Annotated in this window: 26 protein-coding genes; 6 read left to right on the forward strand and 20 right to left on the reverse strand. The window is 72.2% G+C overall.

Annotated elements, in window-relative coordinates; all coding sequences use genetic code 11:
- Positions 1-191 precede the first annotated feature (191 nt).
- The 6 genes from ACFWE1_RS08195 to ACFWE1_RS08220 form a co-directional block, all read right to left on the reverse strand.
- Positions 192-1,232, reverse strand: coding sequence for an AI-2E family transporter (locus ACFWE1_RS08195; RefSeq protein WP_376932955.1), 1,041 nt, complete (start codon positions 1,230-1,232; stop codon positions 192-194).
- Positions 1,232-1,903, reverse strand: coding sequence for a GAP family protein (locus ACFWE1_RS08200; protein WP_376932956.1), 672 nt, complete (start codon positions 1,901-1,903; stop codon positions 1,232-1,234). The genes ACFWE1_RS08195 and ACFWE1_RS08200 overlap by 1 nt, the downstream gene beginning before the upstream one ends.
- Complete coding sequence (locus ACFWE1_RS08205; protein ID WP_376932957.1) at positions 1,900-3,351, reverse strand: DUF1254 domain-containing protein; 1,452 nt, start codon at positions 3,349-3,351, stop codon at positions 1,900-1,902. The genes ACFWE1_RS08200 and ACFWE1_RS08205 overlap by 4 nt, the downstream gene beginning before the upstream one ends.
- A 40-nt stretch (positions 3,352-3,391) precedes the next feature.
- The gene (locus ACFWE1_RS08210; protein ID WP_376932958.1) at positions 3,392-5,077 is read right to left on the reverse strand and encodes a SulP family inorganic anion transporter; all 1,686 of its coding nucleotides are present in this window, start codon (positions 5,075-5,077) and stop codon (positions 3,392-3,394) included.
- Between the two features lie 11 nt (positions 5,078-5,088).
- Entirely contained in the window at positions 5,089-6,387 is a 1,299-nt protein-coding gene (locus tag ACFWE1_RS08215; protein WP_376932959.1) for an ion channel protein, read from the reverse strand.
- A gap of 78 nt (positions 6,388-6,465) precedes the next feature.
- The gene (locus ACFWE1_RS08220; RefSeq protein ID WP_376932960.1) at positions 6,466-7,218 is read right to left on the reverse strand and encodes a mechanosensitive ion channel family protein; all 753 of its coding nucleotides are present in this window, start codon (positions 7,216-7,218) and stop codon (positions 6,466-6,468) included.
- A 183-nt stretch (positions 7,219-7,401) separates the two neighbouring features.
- Between ACFWE1_RS08220 and ACFWE1_RS08225 the strand changes: the two genes are divergently transcribed.
- A complete protein-coding gene (locus ACFWE1_RS08225) occupies positions 7,402-7,803 on the forward strand; it encodes an SHOCT domain-containing protein (protein ID WP_189084125.1) in 402 nt (133 codons plus the stop codon).
- A 72-nt stretch (positions 7,804-7,875) separates the two neighbouring features.
- Here ACFWE1_RS08225 and ACFWE1_RS08230 read toward each other — a convergent pair whose 3' ends face one another.
- On the reverse strand, positions 7,876-8,223 hold the full coding sequence (locus tag ACFWE1_RS08230; protein ID WP_376932961.1) for an ArsR/SmtB family transcription factor: 348 nt from the start codon (positions 8,221-8,223) through the stop codon (positions 7,876-7,878).
- An 86-nt stretch (positions 8,224-8,309) separates the two neighbouring features.
- Here ACFWE1_RS08230 and ACFWE1_RS08235 point away from each other — a divergent pair, with 86 nt between their 5' ends.
- Together ACFWE1_RS08235 and ACFWE1_RS08240 are read left to right on the forward strand one after the other, a co-directional pair.
- Entirely contained in the window at positions 8,310-9,659 is a 1,350-nt protein-coding gene (locus ACFWE1_RS08235; RefSeq protein WP_376932962.1) for an NAD(P)-binding domain-containing protein, read from the forward strand.
- Between the two features lie 34 nt (positions 9,660-9,693).
- On the forward strand, positions 9,694-10,113 hold the full coding sequence (locus ACFWE1_RS08240) for an arsenate reductase ArsC (RefSeq protein WP_376932963.1): 420 nt from the start codon (positions 9,694-9,696) through the stop codon (positions 10,111-10,113).
- On the opposite strand, the gene ACFWE1_RS08245 is transcribed toward ACFWE1_RS08240, so the two are convergent.
- The 6 genes from ACFWE1_RS08245 to ACFWE1_RS08270 form a co-directional block, all read right to left on the reverse strand.
- Positions 10,093-11,289: a DUF998 domain-containing protein gene (locus ACFWE1_RS08245; RefSeq protein ID WP_376932964.1), complete on the reverse strand. Its 1,197-nt coding sequence runs from the start codon at positions 11,287-11,289 to the stop codon at positions 10,093-10,095. The genes ACFWE1_RS08240 and ACFWE1_RS08245 overlap by 21 nt on opposite strands.
- Before the next feature lie 49 nt (positions 11,290-11,338).
- Complete coding sequence (locus ACFWE1_RS08250) at positions 11,339-12,868, reverse strand: hypothetical protein (protein ID WP_376932965.1); 1,530 nt, start codon at positions 12,866-12,868, stop codon at positions 11,339-11,341.
- Between the two features lie 133 nt (positions 12,869-13,001).
- Positions 13,002-13,490, reverse strand: coding sequence for a DUF2017 family protein (locus ACFWE1_RS08255; RefSeq protein ID WP_243570096.1), 489 nt, complete (start codon positions 13,488-13,490; stop codon positions 13,002-13,004).
- Positions 13,487-13,795, reverse strand: coding sequence for an ATP-dependent Clp protease adapter ClpS (clpS, locus tag ACFWE1_RS08260; RefSeq protein WP_376932966.1), 309 nt, complete (start codon positions 13,793-13,795; stop codon positions 13,487-13,489). The genes ACFWE1_RS08255 and clpS overlap by 4 nt, the downstream gene beginning before the upstream one ends.
- 40 nt (positions 13,796-13,835) lie before the next feature.
- Positions 13,836-14,741: a DUF817 domain-containing protein gene (locus ACFWE1_RS08265; RefSeq protein ID WP_376932967.1), complete on the reverse strand. Its 906-nt coding sequence runs from the start codon at positions 14,739-14,741 to the stop codon at positions 13,836-13,838.
- Entirely contained in the window at positions 14,738-15,901 is a 1,164-nt protein-coding gene (locus tag ACFWE1_RS08270) for a class I SAM-dependent methyltransferase (RefSeq protein ID WP_376932968.1), read from the reverse strand. The genes ACFWE1_RS08265 and ACFWE1_RS08270 overlap by 4 nt, the downstream gene beginning before the upstream one ends.
- A 73-nt stretch (positions 15,902-15,974) precedes the next feature.
- Here ACFWE1_RS08270 and ACFWE1_RS08275 point away from each other — a divergent pair, with 73 nt between their 5' ends.
- Entirely contained in the window at positions 15,975-16,721 is a 747-nt protein-coding gene (locus tag ACFWE1_RS08275; protein ID WP_376932969.1) for a hypothetical protein, read from the forward strand.
- 20 nt (positions 16,722-16,741) lie between these two features.
- On the opposite strand, the gene ACFWE1_RS08280 is transcribed toward ACFWE1_RS08275, so the two are convergent.
- The 5 genes from ACFWE1_RS08280 to ACFWE1_RS08300 all read right to left on the reverse strand — a co-directional run bounded on the left by ACFWE1_RS08280 (position 16,742) and on the right by ACFWE1_RS08300 (position 21,432).
- Positions 16,742-17,158, reverse strand: a complete 417-nt coding sequence (locus ACFWE1_RS08280) for a heat shock protein transcriptional repressor HspR (protein WP_376932970.1) — start codon at positions 17,156-17,158, stop codon at positions 16,742-16,744.
- A 2-nt stretch (positions 17,159-17,160) separates the two neighbouring features.
- Complete coding sequence (locus ACFWE1_RS08285; RefSeq protein WP_376932971.1) at positions 17,161-18,147, reverse strand: DnaJ C-terminal domain-containing protein; 987 nt, start codon at positions 18,145-18,147, stop codon at positions 17,161-17,163.
- Between the two features lie 139 nt (positions 18,148-18,286).
- Positions 18,287-18,892 (reverse strand): nucleotide exchange factor GrpE, encoded by a 606-nt coding sequence (locus tag ACFWE1_RS08290; RefSeq protein WP_376932972.1) that lies wholly within the window; start codon positions 18,890-18,892, stop codon positions 18,287-18,289.
- A gap of 2 nt (positions 18,893-18,894) precedes the next feature.
- On the reverse strand, positions 18,895-20,778 hold the full coding sequence (gene dnaK, locus ACFWE1_RS08295; protein ID WP_376932973.1) for a molecular chaperone DnaK: 1,884 nt from the start codon (positions 20,776-20,778) through the stop codon (positions 18,895-18,897).
- A gap of 279 nt (positions 20,779-21,057) precedes the next feature.
- Complete coding sequence (locus ACFWE1_RS08300; RefSeq protein WP_376932974.1) at positions 21,058-21,432, reverse strand: VOC family protein; 375 nt, start codon at positions 21,430-21,432, stop codon at positions 21,058-21,060.
- Between the two features lie 393 nt (positions 21,433-21,825).
- Between ACFWE1_RS08300 and ACFWE1_RS08305 the strand changes: the two genes are divergently transcribed.
- Positions 21,826-22,842 (forward strand): magnesium and cobalt transport protein CorA, encoded by a 1,017-nt coding sequence (locus tag ACFWE1_RS08305; protein WP_376933085.1) that lies wholly within the window; start codon positions 21,826-21,828, stop codon positions 22,840-22,842.
- 120 nt (positions 22,843-22,962) lie between these two features.
- On the opposite strand, the gene ACFWE1_RS08310 is transcribed toward ACFWE1_RS08305, so the two are convergent.
- Positions 22,963-24,420 (reverse strand): dihydrolipoyl dehydrogenase family protein, encoded by a 1,458-nt coding sequence (locus ACFWE1_RS08310; protein WP_376932975.1) that lies wholly within the window; start codon positions 24,418-24,420, stop codon positions 22,963-22,965.
- 111 nt (positions 24,421-24,531) lie between these two features.
- Between ACFWE1_RS08310 and ACFWE1_RS08315 the strand changes: the two genes are divergently transcribed.
- Positions 24,532-25,131: a hypothetical protein gene (locus ACFWE1_RS08315; RefSeq protein ID WP_376932976.1), complete on the forward strand. Its 600-nt coding sequence runs from the start codon at positions 24,532-24,534 to the stop codon at positions 25,129-25,131.
- Between the two features lie 65 nt (positions 25,132-25,196).
- On the opposite strand, the gene ACFWE1_RS08320 is transcribed toward ACFWE1_RS08315, so the two are convergent.
- Positions 25,197-26,669, reverse strand: a complete 1,473-nt coding sequence (locus tag ACFWE1_RS08320) for an NAD-dependent succinate-semialdehyde dehydrogenase (protein WP_376933086.1) — start codon at positions 26,667-26,669, stop codon at positions 25,197-25,199.
- Between the last annotated feature and the right edge of the window lie 11 nt (positions 26,670-26,680).

Here is a 26,680-nt window from a genome sequence, read left to right on the forward strand (position 1 = left end):
GGGCCTGGTAGCCCGTTCGCCTACTCGCCGACGCAATCGGGCAGCAGAATGCCTCGACTATCGGACATTTCAGAGTCTCAGTACCGGCAGATCGCCCGGCTGAACCTGCTCGGAGGAACGGGGGCGCTGAGCGGCGCGGTCGCGAAGCTCTCGCTGTGCCGCTAGCAGCCTGAGCCGCTGCGCACGTGAGCCTAGGCCCGCTCGCGTTCCGGCGGAACCCCCGACAATCGGCGCAGCACGCCGGCGCCCGGGTCGGGTTCCACGAGCAGCGCCCGCACGAGCAGCGTGAGCGGGATGCACAGGATCGCCCCGATCGGCCCGATGACGAGCGCCCAGAACACGACCGAGAAGAACGTCAGCGTGAGGCTGAGTCCCACGGCGTCGCTCACGAACTTCGGCTGCACGAGCACCTGCAGCACCACGTTGATGACGCTGTACGCGAGCACCACGACGAGCGCGAGCGGCCAGCCGCCGACGACGAGCGCGAGCACCGCGGGCGGGATCACGCCGATCACGAAGCCGATGTTCGGGATGAAGTTCGTGACGAAGGCGAGGATCGCCCACACGAGCGGCGCCGGCACGCCGAGCGCCCAGAGCAGCAGCCCGTCGAGCACCGCGACCACGGCGCCGAAGCTCGCGTTCACGACGTAGTAGCGGCGCACGCCGGTGAAGTAGCGGCCCGCGATGCCCTCGCCCGCGCCGCCGCCGAAGGCCGCCCCGCCGCGGCGGAAGCCCGAGGCATCCGCCGCCATGAAGATCACGTAGGCCAGCACGAAGAAGAACGCCGTCGCGAAGCCGAGCACCGCATCGGCGATGGAGGCCGCGATCGGCACGAGCGTCTCGGGGTGCAGGGCGGATGCCGCAGCGGAGGCCGTGGCATCCGTCGCGCCCAGCGATTCGAGCCAGCCGGCGATCTCCGTCGCGGTGCGCTGCAGCTCGTCGGCGTAGTCCGGCAGCATCGCGACGAACTGGGCGGAGGCGACGACGAGCAGCGCGGCGAGCGCCGCGAGGATCAGGTAGGCGACCACGATCACCGCGGTCGTCGCGAGCCAGCTCGGCCAGCCGCGGCGTTCGAGCGGGAAGCGCACGGGGTGCGCGATGATCACGACCACGGCGGCGACCGCGGCGGGCGCGAGCACGTCACGGGCGAACCACACCCCGGCGAACACGACGACCGCGGCCGCGAGGGTGAGCAGTACGCGCGTGCCGTGCGCGAGCCCGCCGTCGGCCATCAGAACTGCCCGATGCCCTTGCCGATGACGACCACGCCGATGACGAGCAGCAGCACGGCCATGACGGTCGCGTTGTTGTGCACGAGCCAGTGCCGCAGCGACTCGAGCGGTCCCGCCATCTTCGCCGAGGCGACGAGGTAGGCGACGACCGGCACCGCGACCGAGCATGCGGCGATCACCGTGAAGATCACGATCGCGAGCGTCGCCTCCCCGCCGCTCAGCCCGCCCGTGCCGATCGCGACGCCCGCCGCGACCGCCATGAGCAGGTTCTTCGGATTCACCGCGGAGAGCAGGAAGCCGAGCCCGGCGCCCTTCACGGCCGTCAGCTGGTCGATCGCCGCCATCCACTTCGGCATCGGCGGCTCGGCGTCGCCCTTCGGCCGGGAGCGCCACTGCTTCAGCGCGAGCAGGAGCAGCAGCACGCCGAGCACGATCTGGATGGTGCCGGCGATCGGCTTCGAGGCGTCGGGGTCGGAGGCCGGGATGATCGAGCCGAGCAGCGTGAACACGACGACCGCGACCACGATGCCGAGCACCCAGCCGAGCAGGAAGCCGACGCTCGTGCCCTTCGCCTTCGGCGAGAGCAACATGAGGATGGCCGCGATGATCGGGATCGGACTGATCGCGATCCCCAGCGCGAGCGGCAGGATGCCGCCGATGACCCCGTTCACGCGGCCGCCTCCTTCACGAGCTCCGGCAGTCGCCAGCTGCTGTCGAACCAGGGCTCGAGCGGGCCGTACAGCCGCAGCATCGGGAACCAGCTCTTGCCCGGCGCGGTCTGGATCCAGTTCGACTCGCGCCCCTCGGGCGCCGTCGGGCCGAACCAGAGCACGTGGCTGCCGTCCTCCTCCGCCTGCAGGGTGCCGGCGAGGCTCGACAGCGCCGGGTACGGCGTCGCGGGCACCTGCAGCAGCGAGCGGGTCTGCGTGTCGTAGAGGTCGATCGACCAGAAGTTCTTCGCGGGCGGGTTCGCCGGCACGCGGAGCGAGTACGTCGCCCCGCCGTCGAGCACGTGCCCCTCGGCATCCTCCGCCGTGTAGGCGTAGGCCGAACCCGCGCCCACCTGCGCGTGCGCCATCGCCGGGGTGATCACGGTCGCGAAGTAGTGGAACTGCGTGCGGGCGTCGAGGAGGCGGGCGCCGTTGCGCAGGAACTCGGAGCTGCCGCCGACGAAGGCGTTCTTCCAGGAGACGCCCTCCCAGAAGAAGGTGGCCGGGTCGCGCGGCTTGTAGACGAGTGCGCGGGCGATCGCGGCGCCGAGCTTCGCGCCCCGGTCGAGGAGATCGAGCCGGTGCGCATCGGGGGCGAAGGGCTGCCCGTGCACGATGCCGAGGGCGGCGAGCTGTCCCGCGCGTTCCACGTCGAGCGCTTCGACCGGCTCCTCCTGCACGAGCTCGTCGATCTCGCGGAAGAAGTCCGCGTCGTTCGAGTGCACCGTGTTGATCTTCGCGTCGGCGACGTTGACGAAGACGTTCTCGCGCGGGGCGTCGGCCTCGGAGAGCGGGTAGATGCGGGTCTGCTTCATCGCCGGCACACCGCCGAGCGCGCGCAGCACGACCCAGTTCGTGTACGTCGGGCTCTCGAAGGTGAAATACCCCTCGGGCCGCTCCCCGTCGTAGCCGGGCGGGAGGAAGAGGTACGAGCCGCCGGCCCCGCGGTCGGGTCCCGGGATGCCCATATCGGCGACGTAACGGAACCAGAAGTCGTCGACGACGCAGAGCGACTCGGGCGGCGCCTCGATCACGGTCGGCCCCCACGCCCGCAGGTCGAGGAACGTCGTGCCGTAGGTCGTCTCGGTGTTCGGTGTGAGGTAGATCCCGCCGGAGTTCGCGCGCGGGTCGGTGATGCCGATGATCTCCGGGCTCGTGAGGCCCGCAGCCCGCAGGCCGCGGCGCATCGCGACGAGCGAGGCCCCGGGCATGGCGTTCAGGAACGCCTCGGCGGCCCGCATCAGATCGAGGCCGTCGTAGAGCGTCGCGACGCTCGCCTCGCGCGGCACCCCGTCGAAGAGCTCGATCCGCCCGAACGGGGTGTCGAGCTCGTCGGGTGTGCTGAGCCGCTCGACCGCCTCGGCGAGCTCCTGCTCGCTCATGCTCGTCGCGTCCTGCTGCGTTCCCATCTGGTCCCCCCGGTCCCTTGCTGGTTTCGGTGACGGCGGCTCAGACGCCGCCGTGCTCGGTGGTGTCGTGCACCGTCTCCCCGGCGAGCGCCGCGAGCGCCGCGCGGTTGGTCTCGTACGTCGCTCGATCGCCGAGCAGGCCCAGCTGCGCGAGCCGTGCCCTGGCATCCGGGCGCACCCGGCTGAAGCTGAGGTCGATGCGCTCGCGTTCGAGCCAGACCAGCAGCGCCTCGAAGCTCTCCGCGCCGGTCACGTCGACGTCGGTGACCGCCTCCATGTCGACGACGACATGGAGGACCGGCCCGTTCCCGGCCGCCCGCGCGCGTTCGACGGACCGCTTCACCGCGTCGCTAAACACGGAGCCGTTCGCGAAGAACAGCGGCGCCGCGAGCCGCACGACGACGACGCCCGGCGCGGTGACCTGCCCCTTCGGCGCCTCGTCGAGCAGCGAGTCGCTGGGCTCGCCGCTCGAGGCGAGCACGTCGATCGCGGGGTTCGCCGCGCGCTTCGCGAGGTTCACGAGCGCGAGCACGAAGGCGACGACGATGCCCGGAATGGAGCCGATGAAGAGCGTCACGAGGAAGCAGACCGCGCCGACGACGAACTCGAAGCGGTCGGCCTTCCAGAGTCCGACGAAGTCGCGGATGCCGAGCAGCGGCAGGATCGCGACGCCGACGATCGCCCCGATCGCCGGGCTCGGGATGTCGGCGAGCAGCGCGGTGCCGAACAGGAGCAGCAGGAGGGTGCCCACCGCGAGCACGAGCGAGGGCAGCTGCGTGCGCGAGCCCGCCTGGTCCATCGCGGCCGTGCGCGAGGTCGAGGAGCCGACGGCGAAGCTGCCCGAGGCGCCCGCGGCGAGGTTGCCGAGGCCGAAGGCGAAGAGGTCGCGGTTCGGGTTCGTCGGGTAGCCGCGCTTCTCGCCGTAGGAGCGCGAGACGAGCAGGCCCTCGGCCGTCGTCACGAGCGTGAGCGCGATCGCCGAGGGGATGAGCATGAGCCACGTCGTCCAGTCGATGACCGGCCAGGTCAGCGCGGGCGGACCGGCGGGCACCTCGCCGAGCACCGAGACGCCGGCGTCGTCGAGGCTCGCGAGCACGACCACGACCGTCGCGACGACGAGCACGACGAGCGCCCACGGCACGGCGGGCAGGAAGCGCTTGCCGGCCAGCAGCACGATGACCGACAGCACGGAGATCGCGAGCGAGATCAGGTTCGTCGTGCCGAGGCCGGTCACGAGGCCGGCCACCTTGTCGACGAACTCGCCGCCCGAGTCGATCTTCACCCCGAGCATCTTCGCGATCTGGCTGACGAGGATGTCGAGGGCGAGGCCGCCGACGAAGCCCACGAGGATCGGCTTGGACAGGAAGTTCGCGAGGAAGCCGAGCTTGAACACCGCGAGCAGCAGGAACATGATGCCGCAGAGGATCGCCTGCGCGAGGGCGAGCGTCGCGTAGTCGTCGCTGCCGGCCACGGCCAGCCCGCCGATGGAGCTCGCGACGAGGGCGGCGGCCGCGGCATCCGGCGACGCGATCAGCTGCCGGCTCGAGACGGTGAGCGCGTAGACGATCGTCGGCACGATGAGCGCGTAGAGCCCCGCGGTCGCCGGCAGCCCCGCGATCTGGGCGTAGCCGATGTTCAGCGGAATGGCGATGGCGATGAGCGTCACGCCCGCGACGAGCTCGCGGACGAGGTTGCGGCGCGTCAGCCCGGCCAGCGGTCGCTGCACGTGATCCCCCCTCACGACGCCGCCGGCGGGGCCACGGTCCCGGGCCGCTCCGACGGGTGCACCACGAGCTCCGGCGCCTTCGTCACGAGCAGCCAGACCGGCAGCACGATCACGCACAACAGTGGCAGAACCAGGGGGTCCCCGACTAGAGCGACGCCGACGAAGATCGCGATCCAGCCGTCCTTGGTCGCCGCGAGCACGATGCCGAGCGCGCCGCAGGCGATCGCGAGCGACAGCGGCAGGCCGGGGATCAGGGCGTAGCCGAGCAGCCCGATCGCGACGCCGATGAACACGGCGGGGAAGATGCGGCCGCCGCGGAACCCGGCGGCCGCGGCGATCACGAGCGCCACGAGCTTGATGCCCGCGAAGAGCGCGAGCTGGCCCGCCCCGTAGCGCTCCGGGTGCTCGATGAGCTCGCCGGTCTGCTCGAGCCCCTTGAACAGCGTCATCGGCCCGCCGATCATGCCGAGCACCCCGAGCACGAGCCCGCCGAGCGTCGTGTAGAGCAGCGGATGCCGCATCGAGTGGAATGCGCGATGCACGGCAGGCAGCGCCCAGGCGGCGAGGATGCCGGCGAACGCGGACACCGCCGCGACGAGCAGGCCGGTGAGCAGGAACACCGGCTCGACCTCGCCCATGGGCGTCACCGTGAACGAGATCGACGCGCCGCCGAGCAGGTGCATCGTCACCGCGCCGGCGCCGGCTGCGGCGAGCGGCAGGAAGAGCTTGTCCCAGAGCGCGCCGCCGCTCTTGACCGCGGCGACCGCGCCGGTCAGCACGAGCGCCGCCGCGACGGGCGTGCCGAACAGTGCGCCGATCGTCGCCGCGCTCGCGAGCAGCACCACGAGCTGCTGCGGCACCGCCTTGGCGAGTCGGGCGAGCAGGGCCACCGCGATGGCCGTGTTGATCGCGATGATCGGGTTCTCGGGCCCGAGACTGACGCCGCCGGCGAGCCCGAGCACGACGGCGACGAGCAGGCTGGGAACGACGAACAGCGGCATGGGGGCCGCATCGAGCTCGGTGGTCGCCGAGTCGGCGCCACCGTGGCCGGGGGCGAACTGCACCACGAGGCCCACGGCCGCGCCGGTCGCGGTGAGCACGACGAGGATCCACCAGGGCGTCGCGGCGTCCGCACCGAAGACGCCGGGCAGCGCCTCCCACAGCACGACGTGCAGTTGCTCGGCGAGGAGGTCGACCAGCCAGAGCACGACGGCGGAGGCGACGCCGATGGCGAGCGCCGGGATCGAGAGCAGCAGGAGCTGACGCACCGTGGGCGAGCCCGATGCCCCGGCGGCGGGGGTGACCTGCATGCTCGCTTCCTTCCGATCGGGCCGATCAGATCTCGAACGGCGGGGTGAGCGGTGCGGCGGGCGGATCGCTCGTCACGGTCACGGGGATGCCTCGTTCGGCGAACGCTGCGGCGAGCGCGTCGACGACGGCGGAGCTGACGGTGGTGCCGTGCTTGGGGTGGTGCCAGAACCGCACCCGTAGACCTGGCGCTCGGGTGAGCGGCTGCGGCTCAGCACGTCGACGTGCTCGCGCTGGTGCACCCCGTCGACGGCGCGCACCGCCTCGGCGATGGCCTCCGGCATCCCGTCGGCCGCGCCGCCGACACGCACCTCGACCTCGCTGCGTCGGGCGCCGTGCGCGCTCTCGTTGACGAGCGGCTGCTGCAGCACGGTGCCGTTGGGCAGGTGCACGAGGCGGCCGTCGAAGGTCTTCACGACGACCGCGCGGCCGTTGAGCTCGACGACCTCGCCCTCGATGTCGTCGCTTGTGAGCACGTCGCCGACCTCGATGGGCCGCCGGGTCTGCAGCACGACGCCGGCGGCGAAGTTGTCGGCGATGCCGCGCAGCACGAGGATCAGCACGACGCCGACGATGAGGGCGATCGCGAGCAGGGGCTGCACGGAGGCGCCGAGGAAGCCGAGCGCGACCCCGACGCCGAGCAGGATGATCGCGTAGACGACGACCCGGACGATCGCGGTCTTCACGCCTTCGCCGAGCGATGGCAGGCGCACGAGGAGCGTGGTGACGCCCCGCCGGGCGAGCCGCGAGAGGATCCAGCCGGCGACGAGGGCGAGGGCGGCGAAGAGCAGACTCCAGCCGTCGATGTCGAGCGACGCGACCCACTCCGCCATGCGATCCCCCCTTGCGGCCGAGCGTAGCGCGTAGGAAGGACTACTGACACGACACGCCGTGTCGCGCTATGGTGCAGACGGAAGCATCATCCGGGGGGAACGCGGCGCTGGCTGCGATGCGAGCCCGAGTGCGACCTCCGGCCGCTCGAGCGGTCGCGATCCTCGAATCGGAAGGGCTCACTCATGAGTTTCTGGCAGAGCTTCTGGGACATCATCTGGTGGACCATCTGGATCTTCGCGTTCTTCGCGTACCTCTGGGCGGTCATCGCGATCATCACCGACCTGTTCCGCGACCACAAGCTCAACGGCTGGTGGAAGGCGCTCTGGATCATCTTCCTGCTCTTCTTCCCGTTCGTGACGGCGCTGATCTACCTGATCGCCCGCGGCCGCGGCATGGCCGAGCGTGCGCAGAAGGACGCCGTGCAGGCGCAGCAGGCCACGGCCGAGTACATCCGCCAGGCCGCCGGCACCTCGGCGAGCCCCGCCGACGAGATCGCCAAGGCGAAGGCGCTGCTCGACTCGGGCACCATCACGCAGCAGGAGTACGACCTCCTCAAGGCGAAGGCGCTCGCCCACCAGGGCTGATCGCGCGACCCGCAGAACGGGGCCGGATGCCGCGAGGCATCCGGCCCCGTCGTCGTCCGTGGGCGGTGTGGCCTACTCGGCGAGGACCGTCGCCAGACGATCGAGCGAGCCCGGCACGAGGGCGTAGTACGCCCAGCTGCCGCGCCGGGTTCGACTGAGGAACCCCGCCTCGGTCAGGATCTTCAGGTGGTGCGAGACCGTCGGCTGCGACAGCCCGGTGGGCTCGGTGAGGTCGCAGACGCAGGCCTCCTGCCCCTCGGCTGCGGCGACGATCGAGAGCAGCAGCACGCGGGTGGGATCGCCCAGGGCTTTGAACAGGCCCGCGGTGGTCGCCGCCTGCTCGAGCGTGATCGGCGCGCTCGCCACCGGTGCGCAGCAGCTGTCCTGCTGGACCACGGGGAGCTCGATCATCTCGGTCATGACACGACTCTACGCCATATTGACATTCTTCGATACAGGGTGGATGCTGAGCTGCATCGATGTTCTTCGATGCCAAGGAGGCACCCGTGACCCTCGTCGAGCTGACCGCCCCGACCCTGCACGACGATCCCCTCGACGGCCTGCCCGTCGCGATCATCGGCGCCGGCCCCATCGGCCTGGCGGCCGCAGCGAACCTCGTCGAGCGCGGCATCCCGTTCGAGATCTACGAAGCCGGCGACCGGGTGGCCGACTCGATCCAGAGCTGGGGCCACACCCGCCTGTTCACCCCCTGGCGCCACTTGATCGACCCGGCATCCCGCCGACTCCTCGAGGCCACCGGGTGGACGCACCCTCGCGAAGACGCCCTGCCGACCGGGAGCGAATTCGTGGAGGCCTACCTGCGTCCGCTCGCCGCGCTCCCGGCGATCGCCGAGCACCTCTCGATCGGAGCGGTGGTCACGGGAGTCAGCCGGGACGGCGCCGACCGCACCCGCACCAGGGGCCGCGAACGCACCGCCTTCCTCCTCCGCGTCGGCGGAGCCGACGGCGCCCGCGAGGTGCGGGCACGCGCGGTCATCGATGCCTCGGGCACCTACCGCTCGCCGAACTCGCTCGCCTCCTCCGGACTCGACCCGCTCGGCGCCGACGAGGTGCAGCACGCCATCTCGCCTGCGCTGCCCGACGTCCTGGGCGCGGAGCGCGAGCGGTTCGCCGCCCGCCACACGATCGTCGTGGGCGCCGGGCACTCCGCCGCGAACACGTTGCTCGCGCTCGCCGAGCTCGCGGCCACGGCCCCCGGCACCACAGTCACCTGGGTCATCCGGAACAGCGCCGCGGTGCGCGTCAGCTCCGCGGCCGACGATGAGCTGCCGGCGCGCGCCTCCCTCGGCGGTCGCGTGCAGCAGCTCGTGGCGCATGGGCGGGTGCGCCTCGTCGACCGCTTCGAGATCGTCCGGCTCCGCCGCGACGGCGAGCGGGCGACGCTGATCGGGCATCGCGGCGACGCGCTCGAGGAGCTCACGGCCGACACGGTCGTGAACGCCACCGGCTTCCGCCCGGACCTCGACCTGCTCCGCGAGATCCGGCTCGACCTCGACGAGGTGGTCGAGGCGCCGAGGCGGCTCGCCCCGCTGATCGACCCGAACCTGCACAGCTGCGGCACCGTGCGGCCGCACGGCTTCGCCGAGCTCCAGCATCCGGAGCCCGGATTCTTCCTCGCCGGCATGAAGTCCTACGGCCGCGCCCCCACCTTCCTGCTCGCCACCGGCTACGAGCAGGTCCGCTCGATCGTCGCCCACCTCGCCGGCGATCGCGTCGCCGCGGCGAACGTCGAGCTCGTGCTCCCAGCGACCGGCGTCTGCTCGTCGAACCTCGGCGGCCCCGCCTCGGCGAGCTCCTCGTGCTGCGGGCCGGCGTCGCCGTCGAGCTGCGCGTAGCATCCGTTCACCCGAGTCAGGAAGCATGGACTCCATGACCGATCCCCGCCCCACCGTCCTCTTCGTCTGCGTCCACAACGCCGGCCGCAGCCAGATGGCCGCCGGCTACGCCCGCGCCCTCTCCGGCGGCGCGGTCGACGTGCGATCGGGCGGCTCCGAACCCGGCGACGCGATCAACCCCGTGGCGATCGCCGCGATGCGCGAGGAGGGGATCGACATCAGCGAGGCGGTGCCCCAGCTGCTGCAGACCGACGACGTGCGCGCCGCCGACGCGGTCATCACGATGGGCTGCGGCGACGCGTGCCCGATCTTCCCGGGCAAGCGCTACGAGGACTGGGAGCTCGAGGACCCGGCCGGTCAGGATCTCGAGACCGTGCGACGCGTGCGCGACGACATCAAGGGGCGCGTGCAGCGCCTGCTCGCGGAGCTCGGCTCAGCCGCGGGCGGGCGTTGAGCGGTCCGGAGCCGAGCGCTCCGGCGCGGAGGGCTCCGACACCGAGGGCTCCGGTGCGCCGCCGGCCGCCCCCGCAGTGCGCAGGAAGACGATGATCCAGCTGAAGATCAGGCACGCCGCGACGAGCTCGACGGCCGTCAGGTTGTAGTAGCCGGTGGCGAAGAACACCGCCATCACGATGATCACGACGACGTAGAGGTACCCGAGGCCGACGAACACGCGGGGCACCGTGCGGATGAGCCACGGCAGGAACACCACGATCGCCGCGAAGCAGACCGCCATGCCCGTCGCGACCGTGTTGTGCAGCAGGAAGAAGCGGTCGACGGGGAAGATCCCGACGCATGCGAGGAAGATCCCGATGAGGATCAGCCCGATCCGCACGAGGTCGCGCCCGCGCCGATCGGGCGGGTTGCCGGCCGGCAGCGTCGCCGTCGCGTACCTCGCGATGATCGTCACGATCGCCCCGGCCACGATGAGCGTCAGGTTGAACGCCATCGCGGAGACGTCGTTCGTCATGCCGAGCGCGGAGAGGTTCTCCTTCCACCAGTGCGGGTCGCTCGCCGAGAGCATGCTCGTGAGCGCGCCGACCACGAGGAACACGGCGAGCACGAGCGAGAGCAGCATCGGCGTCATCCGCGCCGCCGAGAGGAAGCAGACGTAGCCGGTCAGCGCCATCGCGACCGCGGCGAGCGCCGCCCCCGGCAGTGTGAACACCACGGCGTCGCGGAAGCAGAACTCGAGCACCGTGGCGAGCGCGAACCAGCTGAGCAGAGCGATGGCGCCGTGGGCGATCGCGAGCGCGGTGACGTCGAACCAGTGCAGGCGGGCGCCGGGCACCGACAACCCCTGCCCGATCTCGCGGCGGAGCGCGGGGTTCGCGGTGCGCCGCACGAGCACCCGGCCCAGCACGAAGGCGACGACCGCGACGACCGCTCCGGCGATGCCGACGAACTCGCCGAGCGAGCCCTGCCCGCCGGCGATGGGCAGGTCGCGGCCCCAGAAGACGGTGAGCGAGACGAGCCCGCCGACGACGAAGAACGCGCTGCCGGCGAGCAGCGCCACCGACTCCAGCGACTCGGCGCTCTCGGCCGGATGCCGCAGCGCGGCGCGCAGCGAGACGGGATCGTCGTGGCCCGTGGGCGCCGCTCCGGCCGGCTGCTCCTGCGTCGTGCTCATGGCGCCTCCCCCGCGGCGCGCCCGACCACCGGCCGCGCTCGGCACCACTCTAGGGCGCGGTCGCCCGGCGGCGGCGGAATCCGATCGCGACGCGCGCGCCGAGCAGCAGCAGACCGGCACCCCCGACGAGCAAGCCGGTGAGCGCCGGGCCGAGCGCCTCCGGCCCGGTCTCGGGCAGGTGCGGGCGGAACCGCGCCGCATTCGGCGACGCCAGCCACGGGCCGACGCCCGCCGCGTTCGCCGCGGCCACCTCGGCGACGACGTCCACCCCGTCGGCGACGCCCGTGAACGTCTGCGGGGCCGGGGCGCCGAGCACCACGCGCTCCTCGAGCGGTTCGCCGGCCGTCGAGCGGAGGCGCACCACGTAGGACTCGACGCCGGGCTGCGCGTCGGTCCAGTCGACCTCGACCCTGCGGTCGCCCTCCGTCAGGCTCACCTGCTGCACTGCGGCCGGGAGGCCGTCGATCGGCCCGACGACGATCCGGCCGGAGAGGTTGTCGAAGCCGATCGAGCGGCCGACGAAGAAGACGTTGCCGGTGTTGAAGTAGGGGCCGCTCGCCGCGAGCGCCGCGGCATCTGCATCGGCATCCGCCTCCCCGCTCGGCGACGCGCCGCTCGGCTGGTACAGCCCGGCGGCGCGATATCCGTCGGCGACCGTCCGCGTCCAGAACGGCGTCTGGCCGGGTACGGCGAAGGAGATCGGCGTCCCCGCGTTCAGGTGCGCGATCTCCTCGGCGCCGCCGCCCGGGAACGGCGTCGGTGAGGGGACCGGCGTCGCCCAGGCTCCGAAGTCGCCCATGAGCACCGAGCCGCGCTCCCCGGAGTCGACCGTCGTGGGCAGGCAGTTCATGGTCGTGTCGATCGACCAGCAGCTCTCGACCTGCTTCGCGTACATCGGGTGATCGCTGCCCGGGTAGTCGCCGCCGCCCGTGAGCGCGGGCTGGAAGACGGCATCCGCCTCGCCAATGAGGGGTGCGCCGAGCGTCAGCGTGCCGATCCGCTCGCCCGGCGCGGCGGGGGCGTGCTCGATGCGGATGGTGTGGCCGTCGCCGGCGCCGTCGGGCAGCTGGGCGATCGCCGACCACCACGGGTACCGCGTCTCGCCCTCCTCGCCCCAGGTGCGGAGCCCCTGGCTCACGCCGAGGATGCCGTCGAGGCCGTCGTTCCCGCCGAGGCAGTCGACGGGTTCGCAGCGGTGGGCGAGCACGAACGGCAGTCGCGCGGGCTTCGTCCCGCCGATCGTGACGTCGGCGAGCGCGACATGCCCGAAGACGTGCGCGCCGTTGTAGTCCGGATCCGCGACGACCGCGGTGCGCTCGACCGTGGTGTCGCCCTCGAGCCGGTTCGGGTAGACGACGAGCCCCTCCGAGCCGGTGTCGAGCAGCAGGGTGAGCGTGCGCTCGCCCACCTGCACCTCGACGGCGGGCAGGAAGGTGCCACCGCGGAGCGACTCGGCGATGATCGGCACCTCGCCGGGCTCGACGAGCGGTTCGGCGGCGAACGCCGCCGTCGACGCGGTGGTCGCGGCCGCGCCGGCGAGCACCGCCCCTGCGGCGACCAGGGCCGCCGTCCTCAGCATCCGTCCGCGCATGCCCGTCCCCCGTCGTCGCGCTCGAGCGACGCGATCCCGTGACGCCGCGTTCGCACCCTATCCATGCGCGGCACGCGCGCGGAAAGCCCGCGGGGCGTCGACCCTTCAGGCGCGGTGCAGCTCAGGCATCCATCGGGTCGAGGATCTCCAGCATCGAACCCTGCACGAAGCCCGCCCACTCGTACGCCGCACGCAGGTAGTCGTCGCGCTCCTCATCCTCGGCGTAGCCGCCGTCGTCGGTGACGCCGACGCGCTCGGCGAGGATCAGCCGCAGGTCGGTGAGGAACGTCAGCCAACCCCACGCCTCCGACTCGTCGAGCTCGATCTCGACGAGGTCGCGGCCGTCGCTCACGTCGGTGGCGTCGCGCACCGACTGCGCCGCCTGCCGCTTGCCGTCGACGAGGCTGCCGCGGGTGTACCGCTCGAACTCGCCCGCCGCCTCGACGTCGTCGGGGTACGCGTTCGGCAGCAACCGGTCGATCGCCGGGTCCTCGCCGGAACCGAGCAGCAGCACCGAGTCGACCTGATCGGCGAGCTCGGAGAGCAGCATCGCCTCCTCGGCCTCGAGCACGAGCCGGACGCCCTCGCCGCTGCGACCCGCGACGATCACGGTTCCGCCCTCGCGACCGTCGCCTGCAGGCCATAGCCGTGCATGGCCTGCACGTGCCGTTCCATCGCCTCGCGGTTGCCCGTCGCGACGACGGCCTTGCCGGTCGTGTGCACGAGCAGCATGAGCCGCTCGGCCTCCTCGCGGGAGTAACCGAAGTAGCTGCGGAACACATAGCTCACGTAGCTCATCAGGTTCACCGGGTCGTCCCACACGATGGCGCGCCAGGACCGCGCGGCGCCCTCGCGGGTGGCGCGGTCGAGGTCGACGTCGAACTCGACGACGGTGGCTTCGAGGATCCCGGTCACGCCTCCAGCCTGACACGATGCCGCCGGGCGCGCACCCCCGTCAGCGCCCAGCCGGGGCATCCGGCTCCCGCGGCCGGTACACGAACGTCACCAGCACCACCGAGATGATCATGAGCAGGAACCACGACACGAGCTTCGAGGCGGAGACGGGGTGCCAGCCGTCGAGCTGGTCCGGGTACAGCCACGCCCCGCCCCAGGTCGCGATGTTCTCCGCGAACCAGATGAAGAGGGCGACGAGGCCGAACGCGACGAGCAGCGGCATGCGGTGCACGCGCCGCCACACCCGGAAGTGCATCATCGCCGGCCACCACAGCACGACCACCGCGGCGAGCAGCACCCAGCGGAAATCGACGATGAAGTGATGCCCGAAGAAGTTCGCGTAGATCGCCGCGGCGACGATCGCCGTCAGCCAGCGGCGCGGATAGCGCGTGAAGCGCAGATCGAAGAGCCGATAGACGCGCACCATGTACGAGCCAACGGCCGCGTACATGAAGCCGGAGAACAGCGGCACCGCCCCGATCCGGAGCACCCCGTCGCCGTCGTAGCTCCACGAGCCGACATCCGTCTTGAACAGCTCCATCGCGGTGCCGGTGAGGTGGAACAGCACGATCACCCACAGCTCGCGGCCGGTCTCGAGGCGTGTGGCGAGCATCACGATCTGGATCGCGACGGCCGCCAGGGTCAGGGCGTCGTTGCGGGCGAGCCAGGCGTCGTCCGGGTACCAGAGGCGTGCCGCGACGATGACGGCGAGCAGCGCGGCACCGAACACGCAGGCCCAGGCCTGCTTCGCGCCGAACACCAGGAACTCCAGCAGCTTCGCGCGCGCCCCGTGCTCGGGTGCGCCCGCGAGCAGGCGGTGCGCGGCGGCGTCGATGCGCTGCTCGACGGAGGTGAGGCGGCGCGGATCGGGCCGCTCGTCGTCGGCCGGCTGCCCCGCGTCCGTCACGCGCCCCGCCGGGATGCCGTCACCGTGAACTTCGCGTTCCTGGCGATCTGCCGCGTCGGGCCGACGAGCCGTTCGAGCAGGGGGCGGTAGCGCAGGTGCGAGTTCCAGACGCACCAGAGCTCGCCGCCGGGCGCCAGCACCCTTGCGGCCTCGGCGAAGAGGTGGCCCGCGATGCCCGTGGACAGCGCCGCGTCGCTGTGGAACGGCGGGTTCAGCAGCACGAGCGGTTCGCTCGCGTCGGCGAGGAGCTCGAGGCCGTCGGCGCGTTCGACCGCGACCCGGTCGCCGACCCCGTTCGCCGCCGCGGTGAGGCGGGCGGATGCCGCGGCCGCCGCGGAGCGGTCGCTCGCGGTCACCCGAATGCCCGGTCGGGCGAGCGCGAGCTTCGTCGCGATGACGCCGCTGCCGCAGGCGAGGTCCACGGCGGATGCCGCGTCGGGCACGGCCTCGGCGAGGTGGCCGAGCAGGAACCGGGTGCCGATGTCGACCTTCGTGCCCGCGAACACGCCGCCGTGCGCGACGACCACGAGGCCGAGCTCGTCGTGCCGCTCCCGGCGCGGCCAGCGTGCGGGCGAGGCGGCCGTCGAGGCATCCGCTCCCGCTCCACCGGGCGCCGGCCGCAGCTCGGCGCGGGCCTCGCTCGCCCGCAGCACCCGCGATTTCTGCCGCGCGAGACTCACGTCGAGGCGCGCGAACGCGCGGCCGAGCACCTCGTTCATCGCGATCGACATGTGCTTCAGGCGGCCGCCGGCGACGATCACCACGTCGGGATCGGCGTGCCGGGCGACGAGCTCGGCGATCTCATCGAGGCGGTCGAGCGAGCGCGGCAGCCGCAGCAGCACGAGCCGCGCCCCGGCGACGAGCGACGGGCCGAACGCCTCGGAGCGCACCTCGTGCGCGAGGCCGAGCCGGGCGGCGTTCTCGGCGAGCGCGCGCTCACCGGTGATCGGGTCCTGGTGGACCCGCACGTCGCGCGCGCCGAGCTCGACCGCGCCGAGCGCGAGCGCCCCGAAAGCGTCGTCGATCACGACGAGCTCACCGGGCGCGAGCGCCCCGACGGCGGCCCGGGCCTCGTCGAGGATCAGCCGGTCGGCGGCATCGGATGCCTCGAGTCCGGGCCCCTCGACGTCGGGATGCCGGCGCAGCGCAGTGAAGTCCACCTCGGCAGGCTACCCGGCGCCGACTGGGTGCGCTCTGGAGGGATCCAGTCGGGTTTGCTACCCTCGCATCCGCATGCGTCACCGCCGGTTCCCCCGCTCCACCGACCCGGCCGTCGCCCCGAACCCCGGTGCGGCGGCGCGCGAGCGACCCCGCAGCGACGACGCACGTCCGCCCGTCGCCCGCCGCTTCGCGGCCCTCTTCGCCTCCGTCGTCGTGCTGGGCACGACCGCCGGGCTCGCGCTCGCGCCGAGCTCACCGGCCCCCGACCCGGCGGCGGTCGCCCTCGTCGCCGACGGCTCGGCCGACACCGTCGCCGAGGCGGTGCAGTCGATCGAGGTGCACGACGCCGCGGTGCTGCCGGGCGTGGCCGAGGAGTCCTACGTCGCCTCGACCGGCACCGAGACGCTCGTCGCGGGAGGCACGAACGAGGACTGGGCGAAGCTCGTGCTGATCGAGGGCGACTGGCCTGTGACCGACGAGAACGTCACGTTCATGATGCGCTGGATGCGGCAGGAGAACGGCGCCGACAACTGGTGGAACCGCAACAACCCGCTGAACAACGGGCAGGGCTCCGGCGGCGGCTCGGGCCTCGGCAGCTACCCCGACCTCGTCGTCGCGGCGTACTACGCGGCGGAGAACCTGCGCTCGGGGCGCTACCCCGCGGTCGATGCGGCGCTGCAGCGGGGCGACTCGGCCGACGCCACCGCGCAGGCGATCTGGGCCTCGCCGTGGGCGTCGAGCCACTACGGCTACGGGACGCACTGGAGCTCGCGGCCGTATGACGTCATCGAGGCGCCCGCGGAGGCCTGGGGGCGCTGAGCCGGCTGCTCGCGGGCTTCTTACTCGTGCTCGAGGGGGCGCCAGACGACGAGCGCGTTCTCGCGGCGCACCCGCGTGCCGGCCTTGAGCGTGACCACCTCGCCGGCAGAGCCGGCGGCGAACACGCGGCGACCCGGCCGGTTCAGCATCTCATCGGCGAGCGCGGCCTCGAGCTCGCGCACGCGGGCGCGCAGGCTCTGCACCTCGTCCTCGAGGCCGAGCACCCGGCGGATGCCCTCGAGGCTCACGCCCTCGGCCGAGAGCTGGGCGATCTCGCGCAGCTGCACGACGTCGCGCATCGAGTAGCGGCGCGACTTGCCCGCCGTGCGGGTGGGCGAGACGAGCCCGAGCCGGTCGTACTGCCGCAGCGTCTGCGGATGCATGCCCGCGAGCTCGGCCGCGACCGAGATCACGAAGAGCGGGCTCGTCTCGTCCATCGCTAGCTCCGGGCCTTGGCGAGGAGTTCTTCTCGCGGGTCCTCGTCGGGGAGGGCGGCGGCGAGCGCCTCGACGGCCTCCTTCGCCTCCTTCGAGAGGTGCGAGGGAACCGCGATCTGCACGACGGCGAGCAGGTCGCCCGTGCCCTTCTTCGTCTCGACGCCGCGGCCCTTCACGCGCAGCACGCGGCCGCTCGGAGTGCCGGGCGCGACGCGGAGCTTGACGGGGTCGCCGCCGAGGGTCGGCACCTGGATCGTGGCGCCGAGCGCGGCCTCGGTGAACGTCACGGGCACGGTGACGCGGAGGTTCAGCCCGTCGCGTTCGAAGACCGGGTGCTTGCGCACGTGCACGGTGAGGATGAGGTCGCCGGTCTCACCGCCGTCGGGCGAGGGGTGGCCCTTGCCGCGCAGCTTGATCTTCTGCCCGTCGGCGACGCCCGCGGGGATGCGCACCGTGATGGGCTTGCCGTCGGAGGTCTGCAGGGTGATCTGCTCGCCCTTGGTCGCCGTGATGAAGTCGAGCGTGGTCGTCGCCGTGACGTCGCGCCCGCGAGTCGGCCCGCCGAAGCCGCGGTAGCCGCCCGAGGGCTGCCCGAAGCGGCCGCCGCCGAAGAGCCCGCCGAGCAGGTCGTCGTAGTCGCCGCCCTGCTGGAACGTGTAGCGCTGACCGCCGCCGCCCTGATTGAACATGCCGCCGAAGACGTCCTCGAAGCCGCCCTGGCCGCCCGCGCCGGGCGCCGTGAAGCGCGCCCCTGACCCCATCGCGCGGATGGCGTCGTACTCCTTGCGCTGCTCGGGGTCGGAGAGCACGGCGTTCGCCTCGGAGATCTCCTTGAACTTCGCCTCCGCGGCGGCGTCGCCGGGGTTCTGGTCGGGATGGTACTTGCGCGCGAGCTTGCGGTAGACCTTCTTGATCTCGCTGTCGCTCGCGTCCTTGGAGACGCCGAGCACCTGGTAGAAGTCCTTGTCGAACCAGTCCTGACTGGCCATCGGCACCTCCTTTCCTTGAAGTCTGTCGTATCTACTGAACGGAGCGGGAGGAGATTCGCTGCGGCGGAGGGCGGATCGAACGATCCCATCCTCCCCTGGCGCGAATCTCCTCCCGTCTCGTGGGGCCGTCTGCCGGGGCTCAGCCCTGCGGGCTCTTCACCACGACCTTGGCCGGCCTCAGCTGGACCTCGCCCAGCTGGTAGCCGGTCTCGACGACGTCGGCGACCGTGTCGACCTCCACGTCGTCGGCGGGCTGCTGGAAGATCGCCTCGTGCAGCTGCGGGTCGAACGGCTCGCCGACCGCGCCGAAGCGCACCAGCCCGAGCCGCTCGGTGACCTGCCGGAGCTTCGCGGCGATCGTGGCGAAGGCGGTGTCGCCCTCGAGGTCGCCGTGCTTCTCGGCCCGGTCGAGGTCGTCGAGCACGGGCAGCAGCGCGGCGACCGTCTGGCCGACCGCCCGGTCGCGCTCGAGCTCACGGTTCTGCTCGGTGCGCTTGCGGTAGTTGGCGTACTCGGCGGTCACCCGCTTGAGGTCGGCGAGGTGCTCGTCGTTCGGCTCCGCAACCTCGGCCTGCGCCGCGTTGAGGATGTCGTCGACCGTGAGCTCGGCCTCGTCGGCGGATGCCGCGGCGTCGGCCGCGGCATCCGCCTCGCTCGAGGGCTCGCGAACCGCACCGGTCTCGGGGTCGATCTTCCGCTTGTCGCGGATGACCGGCTCGTCGGGGTTCTGGTTCTCGTCGGCCATGGTTACTTCGCCTGTCCCGTCGAGGGGTCCTCGTCGTCCACGACCTCGGCGTCGACCACGTCCTCGTCGGACGCCTGGTCGGATGCCTGGCCGCTGGCGTTCTGGTCCTCACCGGCGCCGGCGGACGCCTCGGACTGCTGCTGCGCGTAGATCGCCTCGCCGAGCTTGCCCTGCGACTGCGAGAGCTTCTCCAACGCGGCCTTCACCGCGTCGTCGTCCTCGCCCGCGAGCGCGGACTTCAGCGCGTCGACGTCGCCCTGGACCTCGGTCTTGACGTCCTCGGGCAGCTTGTCCTCGTTGTCCTTGATCAGCTTCTCGACCGAGTAGGCGAGCTGCTCGGCCTGGTTGCGCTGCTCGGCGGACTCGCGGCGCTTCTTGTCTTCGGCGGCGTGCTCCTCGGCCTCGCGCACCATGCGGTCGATGTCGTCCTTCGAGAGCGACGAGCCGCCCGTGATGGTCATCGACTGCTCCTTGCCCGTGCCCTTGTCCTTGGCGGACACGTGCACGATGCCGTTCGCGTCGATGTCGAAGGTGACCTCGATCTGCGGGATGCCGCGGGGCGCGGGCGCGATGCCGGTCAGCTCGAAGGTGCCGAGCGCCTTGTTGTCGCGCGTGAAGTCGCGCTCGCCCTGGAAGACCTGGATCGCGACCGACGGCTGGTTGTCGTCGGCGGTCGTGAAGGTCTCGCTGCGCTTGGTCGGGATGGCGGTGTTGCGCTCGATGAGCTTCGTCATCATGCCGCCCTTGGTCTCGATGCCGAGGCTGAGCGGGGTGACGTCGATGAGCAGCACGTCCTTGCGCTCGCCCTTCAGCACGCCGGCCTGCAGCGCGGCGCCGACGGCGACGACCTCGTCGGGGTTCACCCCCTTGTTCGGGTCCTTGCCGGTCTCCTGCTTCACGAGCTCCGAGACGGCGGGCATGCGCGTCGAGCCGCCGACGAGCACCACGTGGGCGATGTCGGAGACCTTGATGCCGGCCTCCTTGATGACGTCCTCGAAGGGCTTCTTCGTGCGGTCGAGCAGGTCGCTCGTCATGTTCTCGAACTGCGCGCGGGTGAGCGTCTCGTCGAGGTTCGCCGGGCCGTTCTCGGTGAGCGAGAGGTAGGGGAGCTGGATGCTCGTCGACATGCTCGACGAGAGCTCCTTCTTGGCCTGCTCGGCGGCCTCCTTGAGGCGCTGCTTCGCGATCTTGTCGTTCGAGACGTCGACGCCGGTCGACTCCTTGAAGCGCTTGATCAGCCACTCGACGACGCGCTCGTCCCAGTCGTCGCCGCCGAGGCGGTTGTCGCCGGCGGTCGCGCGGACCTGGATGGTCGAGAAGTCCTCGTCCTTGCCGACCTCGAGGAGGGACACGTCGAAGGTGCCGCCACCCAGGTCGAAGACGAGGATGAGCTCGTCCTCCTTGCCCTTGTCGAGGCCGTAGGCGAGCGCGGCCGCGGTGGGCTCGTTGATGATGCGCAGGACGTTGAGGCCCGCGATCTCACCGGCCTCCTTGGTGGCCTGGCGCTCGGCGTCGTTGAAGTACGCGGGGACGGTGATGACCGCGTCGGTCACCGTGTCGCCGAGGTACTGCTCGGCGTCGCGCTTGAGCTTCTGCAGGATGCGCGCCGAGATCTCCTGCGGCGTGTACTGCTTGCCGTCGATCTCCTGCGTCTTCCAGTCGGTGCCCATGTGGCGCTTCACCGACGAGATGGTGCGGTCGACGTTGGTGACGGCCTGGCGCTTGGCGGTCTCACCGACGAGCACCTCGCCGTCCTTCGTGAATGCGACCACCGAGGGGGTGGTGCGGAAGCCCTCGGCATTCGCGATGACGGTGGGCTCGCCACCCTCGAGGACGCTGACCACGGAGTTCGTGGTGCCGAGGTCGATTCCAACTGCTCGTGACATGTGTTTCTCTCCTTCTGCTGACCGGTGTCCGGCGGCGCGGATGCGCCTGTGCGAGACCCCGGTTCAGCGCGCGGCTCGGCCGTGCTGGCCCGCAGCCGAAGTCTCTGTCATCTCTGACGGCCATCGCTGGCCCCGTCAAGACTTGAGTCCCGACGGCTCAAGTGTCGCAAATCGAGGTGAACGCGTCAAGTCGATCCGGTGAAACTTGAGTACAGTTGACTCAACTTCTGGAGCGCGTGCGATATTCCCGCCGCAGAAGGATTTGCCTGGTCGAAGCGGTTATCGCTGCGACCAGACGCCCAGCTCGTTGCCGCTGGGGTCGGCGAAATGCAGGCGACGGCCGCCGGGGAACTCGTACGGCCCCTGGGTGACCCGGCCGCCCGCCGCGGTGATCGCCTCGGCCGTGCCGTCGAGATCGTCGCTGTAGAGCAGCACGAGCGGCCCGCCGGTGGTGACCTCGTCGACCTGCATCAGCCCGCCGGCCTCGTCGCCGCCGCGCTCGGCGGCCGTGCGGATGCCGGCGTACTGCGGCCCGTACGGCGTGAACTCCCACCCGAAGGCGGCGCCGTAGAACGCCTGCGCGGCCGGCAGGTCGGTGACGGAGATCTCGATGTAGTCGATCGTGCGCGGGATGCCGTGCGTGTGAGAGGTCATGACGCGAGTCTCGCGCCCGCCACCGACATCCGCGCCGACGCCCCGCATTGACTTGTCGGATGGCCCGGCCTATGGTTGCCGGGGCCCTTCCGGCCCCCGGGCCTCACGCCGACTCCGGCACGAGGCCGCCCCGATCGAAGGCAGGTGATGCGACATGTCCGGTGATAGTAGCCGCGCCGCCGCCTCGCCCCTTCGAGCCGGTCTCCCGCGGCACTGATCGTCCCGCCCGCAGCGCTCCGCGTCCCCGACGCCGCGCGGATGCGGCACGATCGCACGTCCGCCCGAGGCATCCGTCCCTCGCTGGTCCGAGCGGTGGCATCCGTGCGCCGAGCGCGCAGCCCCCGCGACGTCGTGGGCGTCGCGCGATCGACCCAGACGAGGTGAGACGAAATGATGACCCTGATCGACAACGGCGTGTACGTGGACGGCCTCCGCACCGCCACTCCCGAGAACCTGCAGCAGACGTCCGAGGTGATGCGGTCCGGCGGAGGCATGGCCTGGATCGGCCTGTACCGCCCGAGCCCCGAGGAGGTGCGCTCGGTGGCCGAGCAGTTCGAGCTGCACCCGCTCGCCGTCGAGGACGCGCTGACCGGCCACCAGCGCTCGAAGCTCGAGCGCTACGGCGACACCCTCTTCGTCGTGCTGCGCCCCGCCCGCTACGTCGACGAGCACGAGGAGGTCGAGTTCGGCGAACTGCACCTGTTCGTCGGGCCCGACTTCGTCGTGACGATCCGGCACGCCGAGGCCCCCGACCTCCGCCGGGTGCGCCGGCGGCTCGAGGGGTCCCCCGAGCTGCTCGCGATGGGCCCGGAGGCGGTGCTCTACGCCGTGCTCGACGAGGTCGTCGACGAGTACGGCCCCGTCGTCGCGGGGCTCGAGAACGACATCGACGAGATCGAGGACCAGCTGTTCTCCGGCGCCGAGGGCGTGTCCCGGCGGATCTACGAGCTCGCCCGCGAGGTGCTCGACTTCCAGCGCGCGGCGCAGCCGCTCGTCGGGATGCTCGAGGGGCTCGCCCGCGGCTCGGACAAGTACGGCGTCGACGTCGAGCTGCGCCGCTCGCTGCGCGACGTGCTCGACCACGCCCTGCGGATCGTCGAGCGGGCGGGGGCGTTCCGGGCCATCCTGGACAACGCCCTGCAGGTCGAGGCGACGCTCGTCGCCCAGCGGCAGAACGAGGAGATGCGCCGGATGACGGAGCTGAACCTCGCCCAGAACGAGGAGATCAAGAAGATCTCCTCGTGGGCGGCGATCCTGTTCGCGCCGACCCTGATCGGCACCGTGTACGGCATGAACTTCGACGTCATGCCCGAGCTGCACTGGAGCCTCGGCTACCCCTTCGCGCTGCTGCTGATGCTCGGCATGAGCGCCGCGCTGTACGGGGTCTTCAAGCTCCGCCGCTGGCTCTGACCCTGGTTCGCTGAGCTCGTCCTCTGGTTCGCTGAGCTCGTCCTCTGGTCCGCTGAGCTCGTCGAAGCGAACTCGAAGCGAACTCGATACGCTTCGACAAGCTCAGCGAGCCAGGCAGGGTCAGGCGGCGGGGCGGCCGTAGGCCTCGAGCAGGCGCAGCCAGACCTCGCTCATCGTCGGGTAGGCGGGCACCGCGTGCCAGAGCCGGTCGATCGGCACCTCGCCGACGATCGCGATCGTCGCGGCCTGCACGAGCTCGGCGACGTCCTGCCCGACGAAGGTCGCGCCGACGACGACCCCGCGGTCCTCGTCCACGATCATGCGGGCCGTGCCGCGATAGCCGTCCGCGAGCAGCGAGGCGCCCGCGACCCAGCCGAGCTCGTAGTCGAGCACCCGGGTGCGCAACCCGGCCTCCTCGGCGCCGGCCGCCGTGAGCCCGACGGCGGCGACCTCCGGATCGGCGAACACCACCTGCGGCACCGCGTGGTGGTCGGCGGTCGCCACGTGCGCGCCCCAGGGAGCGTCGGATGCCTCGTCGCCGCGGGCCCGTGCCGCGATCACGTCGCCCGCGGCCCGGGCCTGGTACTTGCCCTGGTGCGTGAGCAGCGCCCGGTGGTTCACGTCGCCGACGGCGTAGAGCCAGTCGTGCCCCGGCACGCGAAGCGTGTCGTCGACCTCGAGCCAGTCGCCGGGTTCGAGGCCGATCGTGTCGAGCCCGAGTCCGTGGGTGCGCGGGGTGCGCCCGGTCGCGACGAGCACCTCGTCGGCGACGATCGTCTCGCCGGTCGACAGCTCGATGCGCACCTCGCCGGACGAGGCGTCCGAGGCATCCGCGGCGTCCGCCGCCCCGTCCCGCTCGACCCGCACCGGGGACGCCCCCGTGATGACCCGCGCGCCCTGCTCGACCAGCCCCTCACCGACGAGCTCGCCCGCGAAGGGCTCGAACTCGCGCAGCAGCCCGCTGCGCGCGATGACCGTCACCTCGGTACCGAAGGAGGCGTAGGCGGCGGCCATCTCGACGCCGACCACGCCGCCGCCGATGACCGCGAGCCGCCGCGGAGCCTGCTCGGCGCTCGTGGCCTCCCGGCTCGCCCACGGCCTGGCCTCGGCGAGCCCCTCGATGCGGGGGACGAGCGGGTCGGAGCCGGTCGCCACGACCACCGCGACGCGAGCCAGCAGCTCGACGCGGCCGCCGTCCGGGGCGTCGACGACGACGCGGCGCTCGCCGTCGAGCCGGCCGTGCCCGCGGACGAGCTGGATGCCGGCCCCGTCCAGCCACTCGAGCTGGCCGCTGTCGTTCCAGTGCTTGACCACGTCGTCGCGGTGCGCGAAGAGCGCCTGCACGTCGAGTTGCCCGGTCACGGCCTCCGCCGCACCGGGCACCCGGCGGGCCGCGCTGATCGCGGCGCCGGCGCGCAGCAGGGCCTTCGACGGCATGCACGCCCAGTACGAGCACTCGCCGCCGACGAGCTCGTGCTCGACGATGACGGTGCTGAGCCCGCCCTGCACGGCCCGATCGGCGACGTTCTCGCCCACGGGGCCGCCGCCGATCACGATGAGGTCGAATTCCTGCTGCATGCTGCTCCCCTCGTCGCACCGCCTGGCGCGGCACTCCTTCCATCGTCGCCGCGCTCGCGCGCGAGCACCAGCCTCTGCTCCGCCGACACCCGCACCGGCTACGATGCGCCCATGCCGTCGACGACCACCGCCCCGCGCAGCATCGTGCACCTGGTCGAACGGCTCGACGCGGACCCCGGCGCGACGGCGCCCGCCGCGCTCCGCCTGCCGCGGCGACTCGGCACCGGCGGCCGGATCGCCTTCGTCGTCGTGAGCCTCGCCGCGTCCGCCGGCACCGCGACCGGCATCGTGCTGCTCTGGACCGAGCAGACGCCGGGCTGGTGGTTCAGCCTGCTCTTCTCGGTGCTGCTCGGCGCGCTCGGCCTGATGCCGTGGCTCGTGCTGCTCGGCTCGATCACCGCGGCCCGGCAGGACGTCGCGGCGCAGACCGCGTGGCGCACGGCCCGCGAGCGGGCGACGGCCAGTTCCGGGCGGGTCGTCGCGCGACGCACCCAGCTCGCCGAGGAGGGCACCCCGACGTCCTTCGAGCTCGACGTGGAGCTCGCCGACGGCTCGCGGCTCACCGCCGAGTGGCAGCTTGAGCGGGCGACGCAGCGGCTGCTGCAATCGCAGGTCCCGGGCGTCGGCGCGGCCGCGCGGGTGTGGCGGGCGGCGGGGATGCCGGAGGCGCCCGTCGTCGTCGAGGTCGCGGACCCGAGCGTGGTGGGCTGAGGCGGAGGGCCCCAGCCCACCGGCGCACGGCCCGAGGCGCACGGCCCCAGCGCGCGTGAGCGCGCTCAGCCGCGGAACGGGTCCGCGATGCCGACGTACCTGGTGTCGAGGTACTCTTCGATCCCCTCGAAACCGCCCTCGCGCCCGAGGCCCGACTGCTTCACGCCGCCGAACGGCGCCGCCGGGTTCGACACGATGCCCGTGTTCAGCCCGAACATGCCGACCTCGAGCTCCTCGGCGAGGCGCAGCCCGCGATCGAGGTCCCGGGTGAAGGCGTAGGCGACGAGCCCGAACTCGGTGGCGTTCGCGAGCGCGACCGCCTCGGCCTCGTCGGCGAACGTCACGATGGGCGCGACCGGTCCGAAGATCTCCTCGCGCAGGATCCGCGCGTCCGCCGGCACATTCGTCAGCACGGTCGGCTCGTAGAAGTAGCCCGGGCCGGGAACGGGCCTTCCGCCGAGCGCGACGGTCGCCCCGTCCGCCCGCGCCGACTCGACGAGCTCGTGCACCTTGTCCCGCGTGCCGGCGTCGACGAGCGGCCCGAGCTTCGCGCCCGGCTCGGTGCCGCGGGCCACCGGGTAGTCCGCGATCCGCGCGGTCAGCCGCTCGGCGAACTCCGCCGCGACCCGCTCGTGCACGAGCAGCCGGTTCGCGGCCGTGCACGCCTCGCCGCCATTGCGGAGCTTCGCGAGCAGCGCCCCCTCGACGGCCTGGTCGAGGTCGGCGTCCTCGAAGACGAGGAACGGGGCGTTGCCGCCGAGCTCCATCGAGACGCGCAGCACCTGGTCCGCGGCATCCGCGATGAGCCGGCGGCCCACCTCGGTCGAGCCGGTGAACGAGAGCTTGCGCAGCCTCGGGTCGCGGATGAGCGGGCCCGTGACGCGGCCCGCGCTCGTCGTCGGGATGACGTTCAGCACGCCGGGCGGCAGCCCGGCCTCTTCGAGGACGGCGGCGAAGAGGAGCGCGGTGAGCGGGGTCAGCGCGGCGGGCTTCAGCACCATCGTGCAGCCCGCCGCGATCGCGGGCGCGATCTTGCGGGTCGCCATCGCGAGCGGGAAGTTCCACGGCGTGATGAACAGGCTCGGACCGACGGGGCGCTTCAGCACGAGGAGGCGGCTGCGGCCGTCGGGGGCGGTCGCGTACCGGCCCGAGACGCGCGACGTCTCCTCGGAGAACCAGCGCAGGAACTCCGCCCCGTAGGCGACCTCGCCGCGGGACTCCGCGAGCGGCTTGCCCATCTCGAGCGTCATCAGCAGGGCGAAGTCCTCGGCGCGGGCGGTGACGGCGTCGAAGGCGCGGCGCAGGATCTCGGCGCGCTCACGGGGTGCGGTCCCGGCCCAGCCGGCCTGCGCCCGGTGGGCTGCGGCGAGCGCGGCCTCGCCGTCGGCGGGGGTCGCGTCGGCGATCGCGAGGAGCGCGGCGCCGGTGGCGGGGTCTTCGACGACGAAGGTGCCGCCGTCGGATGCCTCGCGCCATTCGCCGTCGATGAGGAGCCCCGTGGGCAGCGAGGCGAGCAGGGCGCGCTCGGCCGGTCGCATCGTGGAGCCGG

The sequence above is a fragment of the Agromyces sp. NPDC060279 genome (assembly GCF_042726785.1).
Taxonomy (GTDB): Bacteria; Actinomycetota; Actinomycetes; order Actinomycetales; family Microbacteriaceae; genus Agromyces.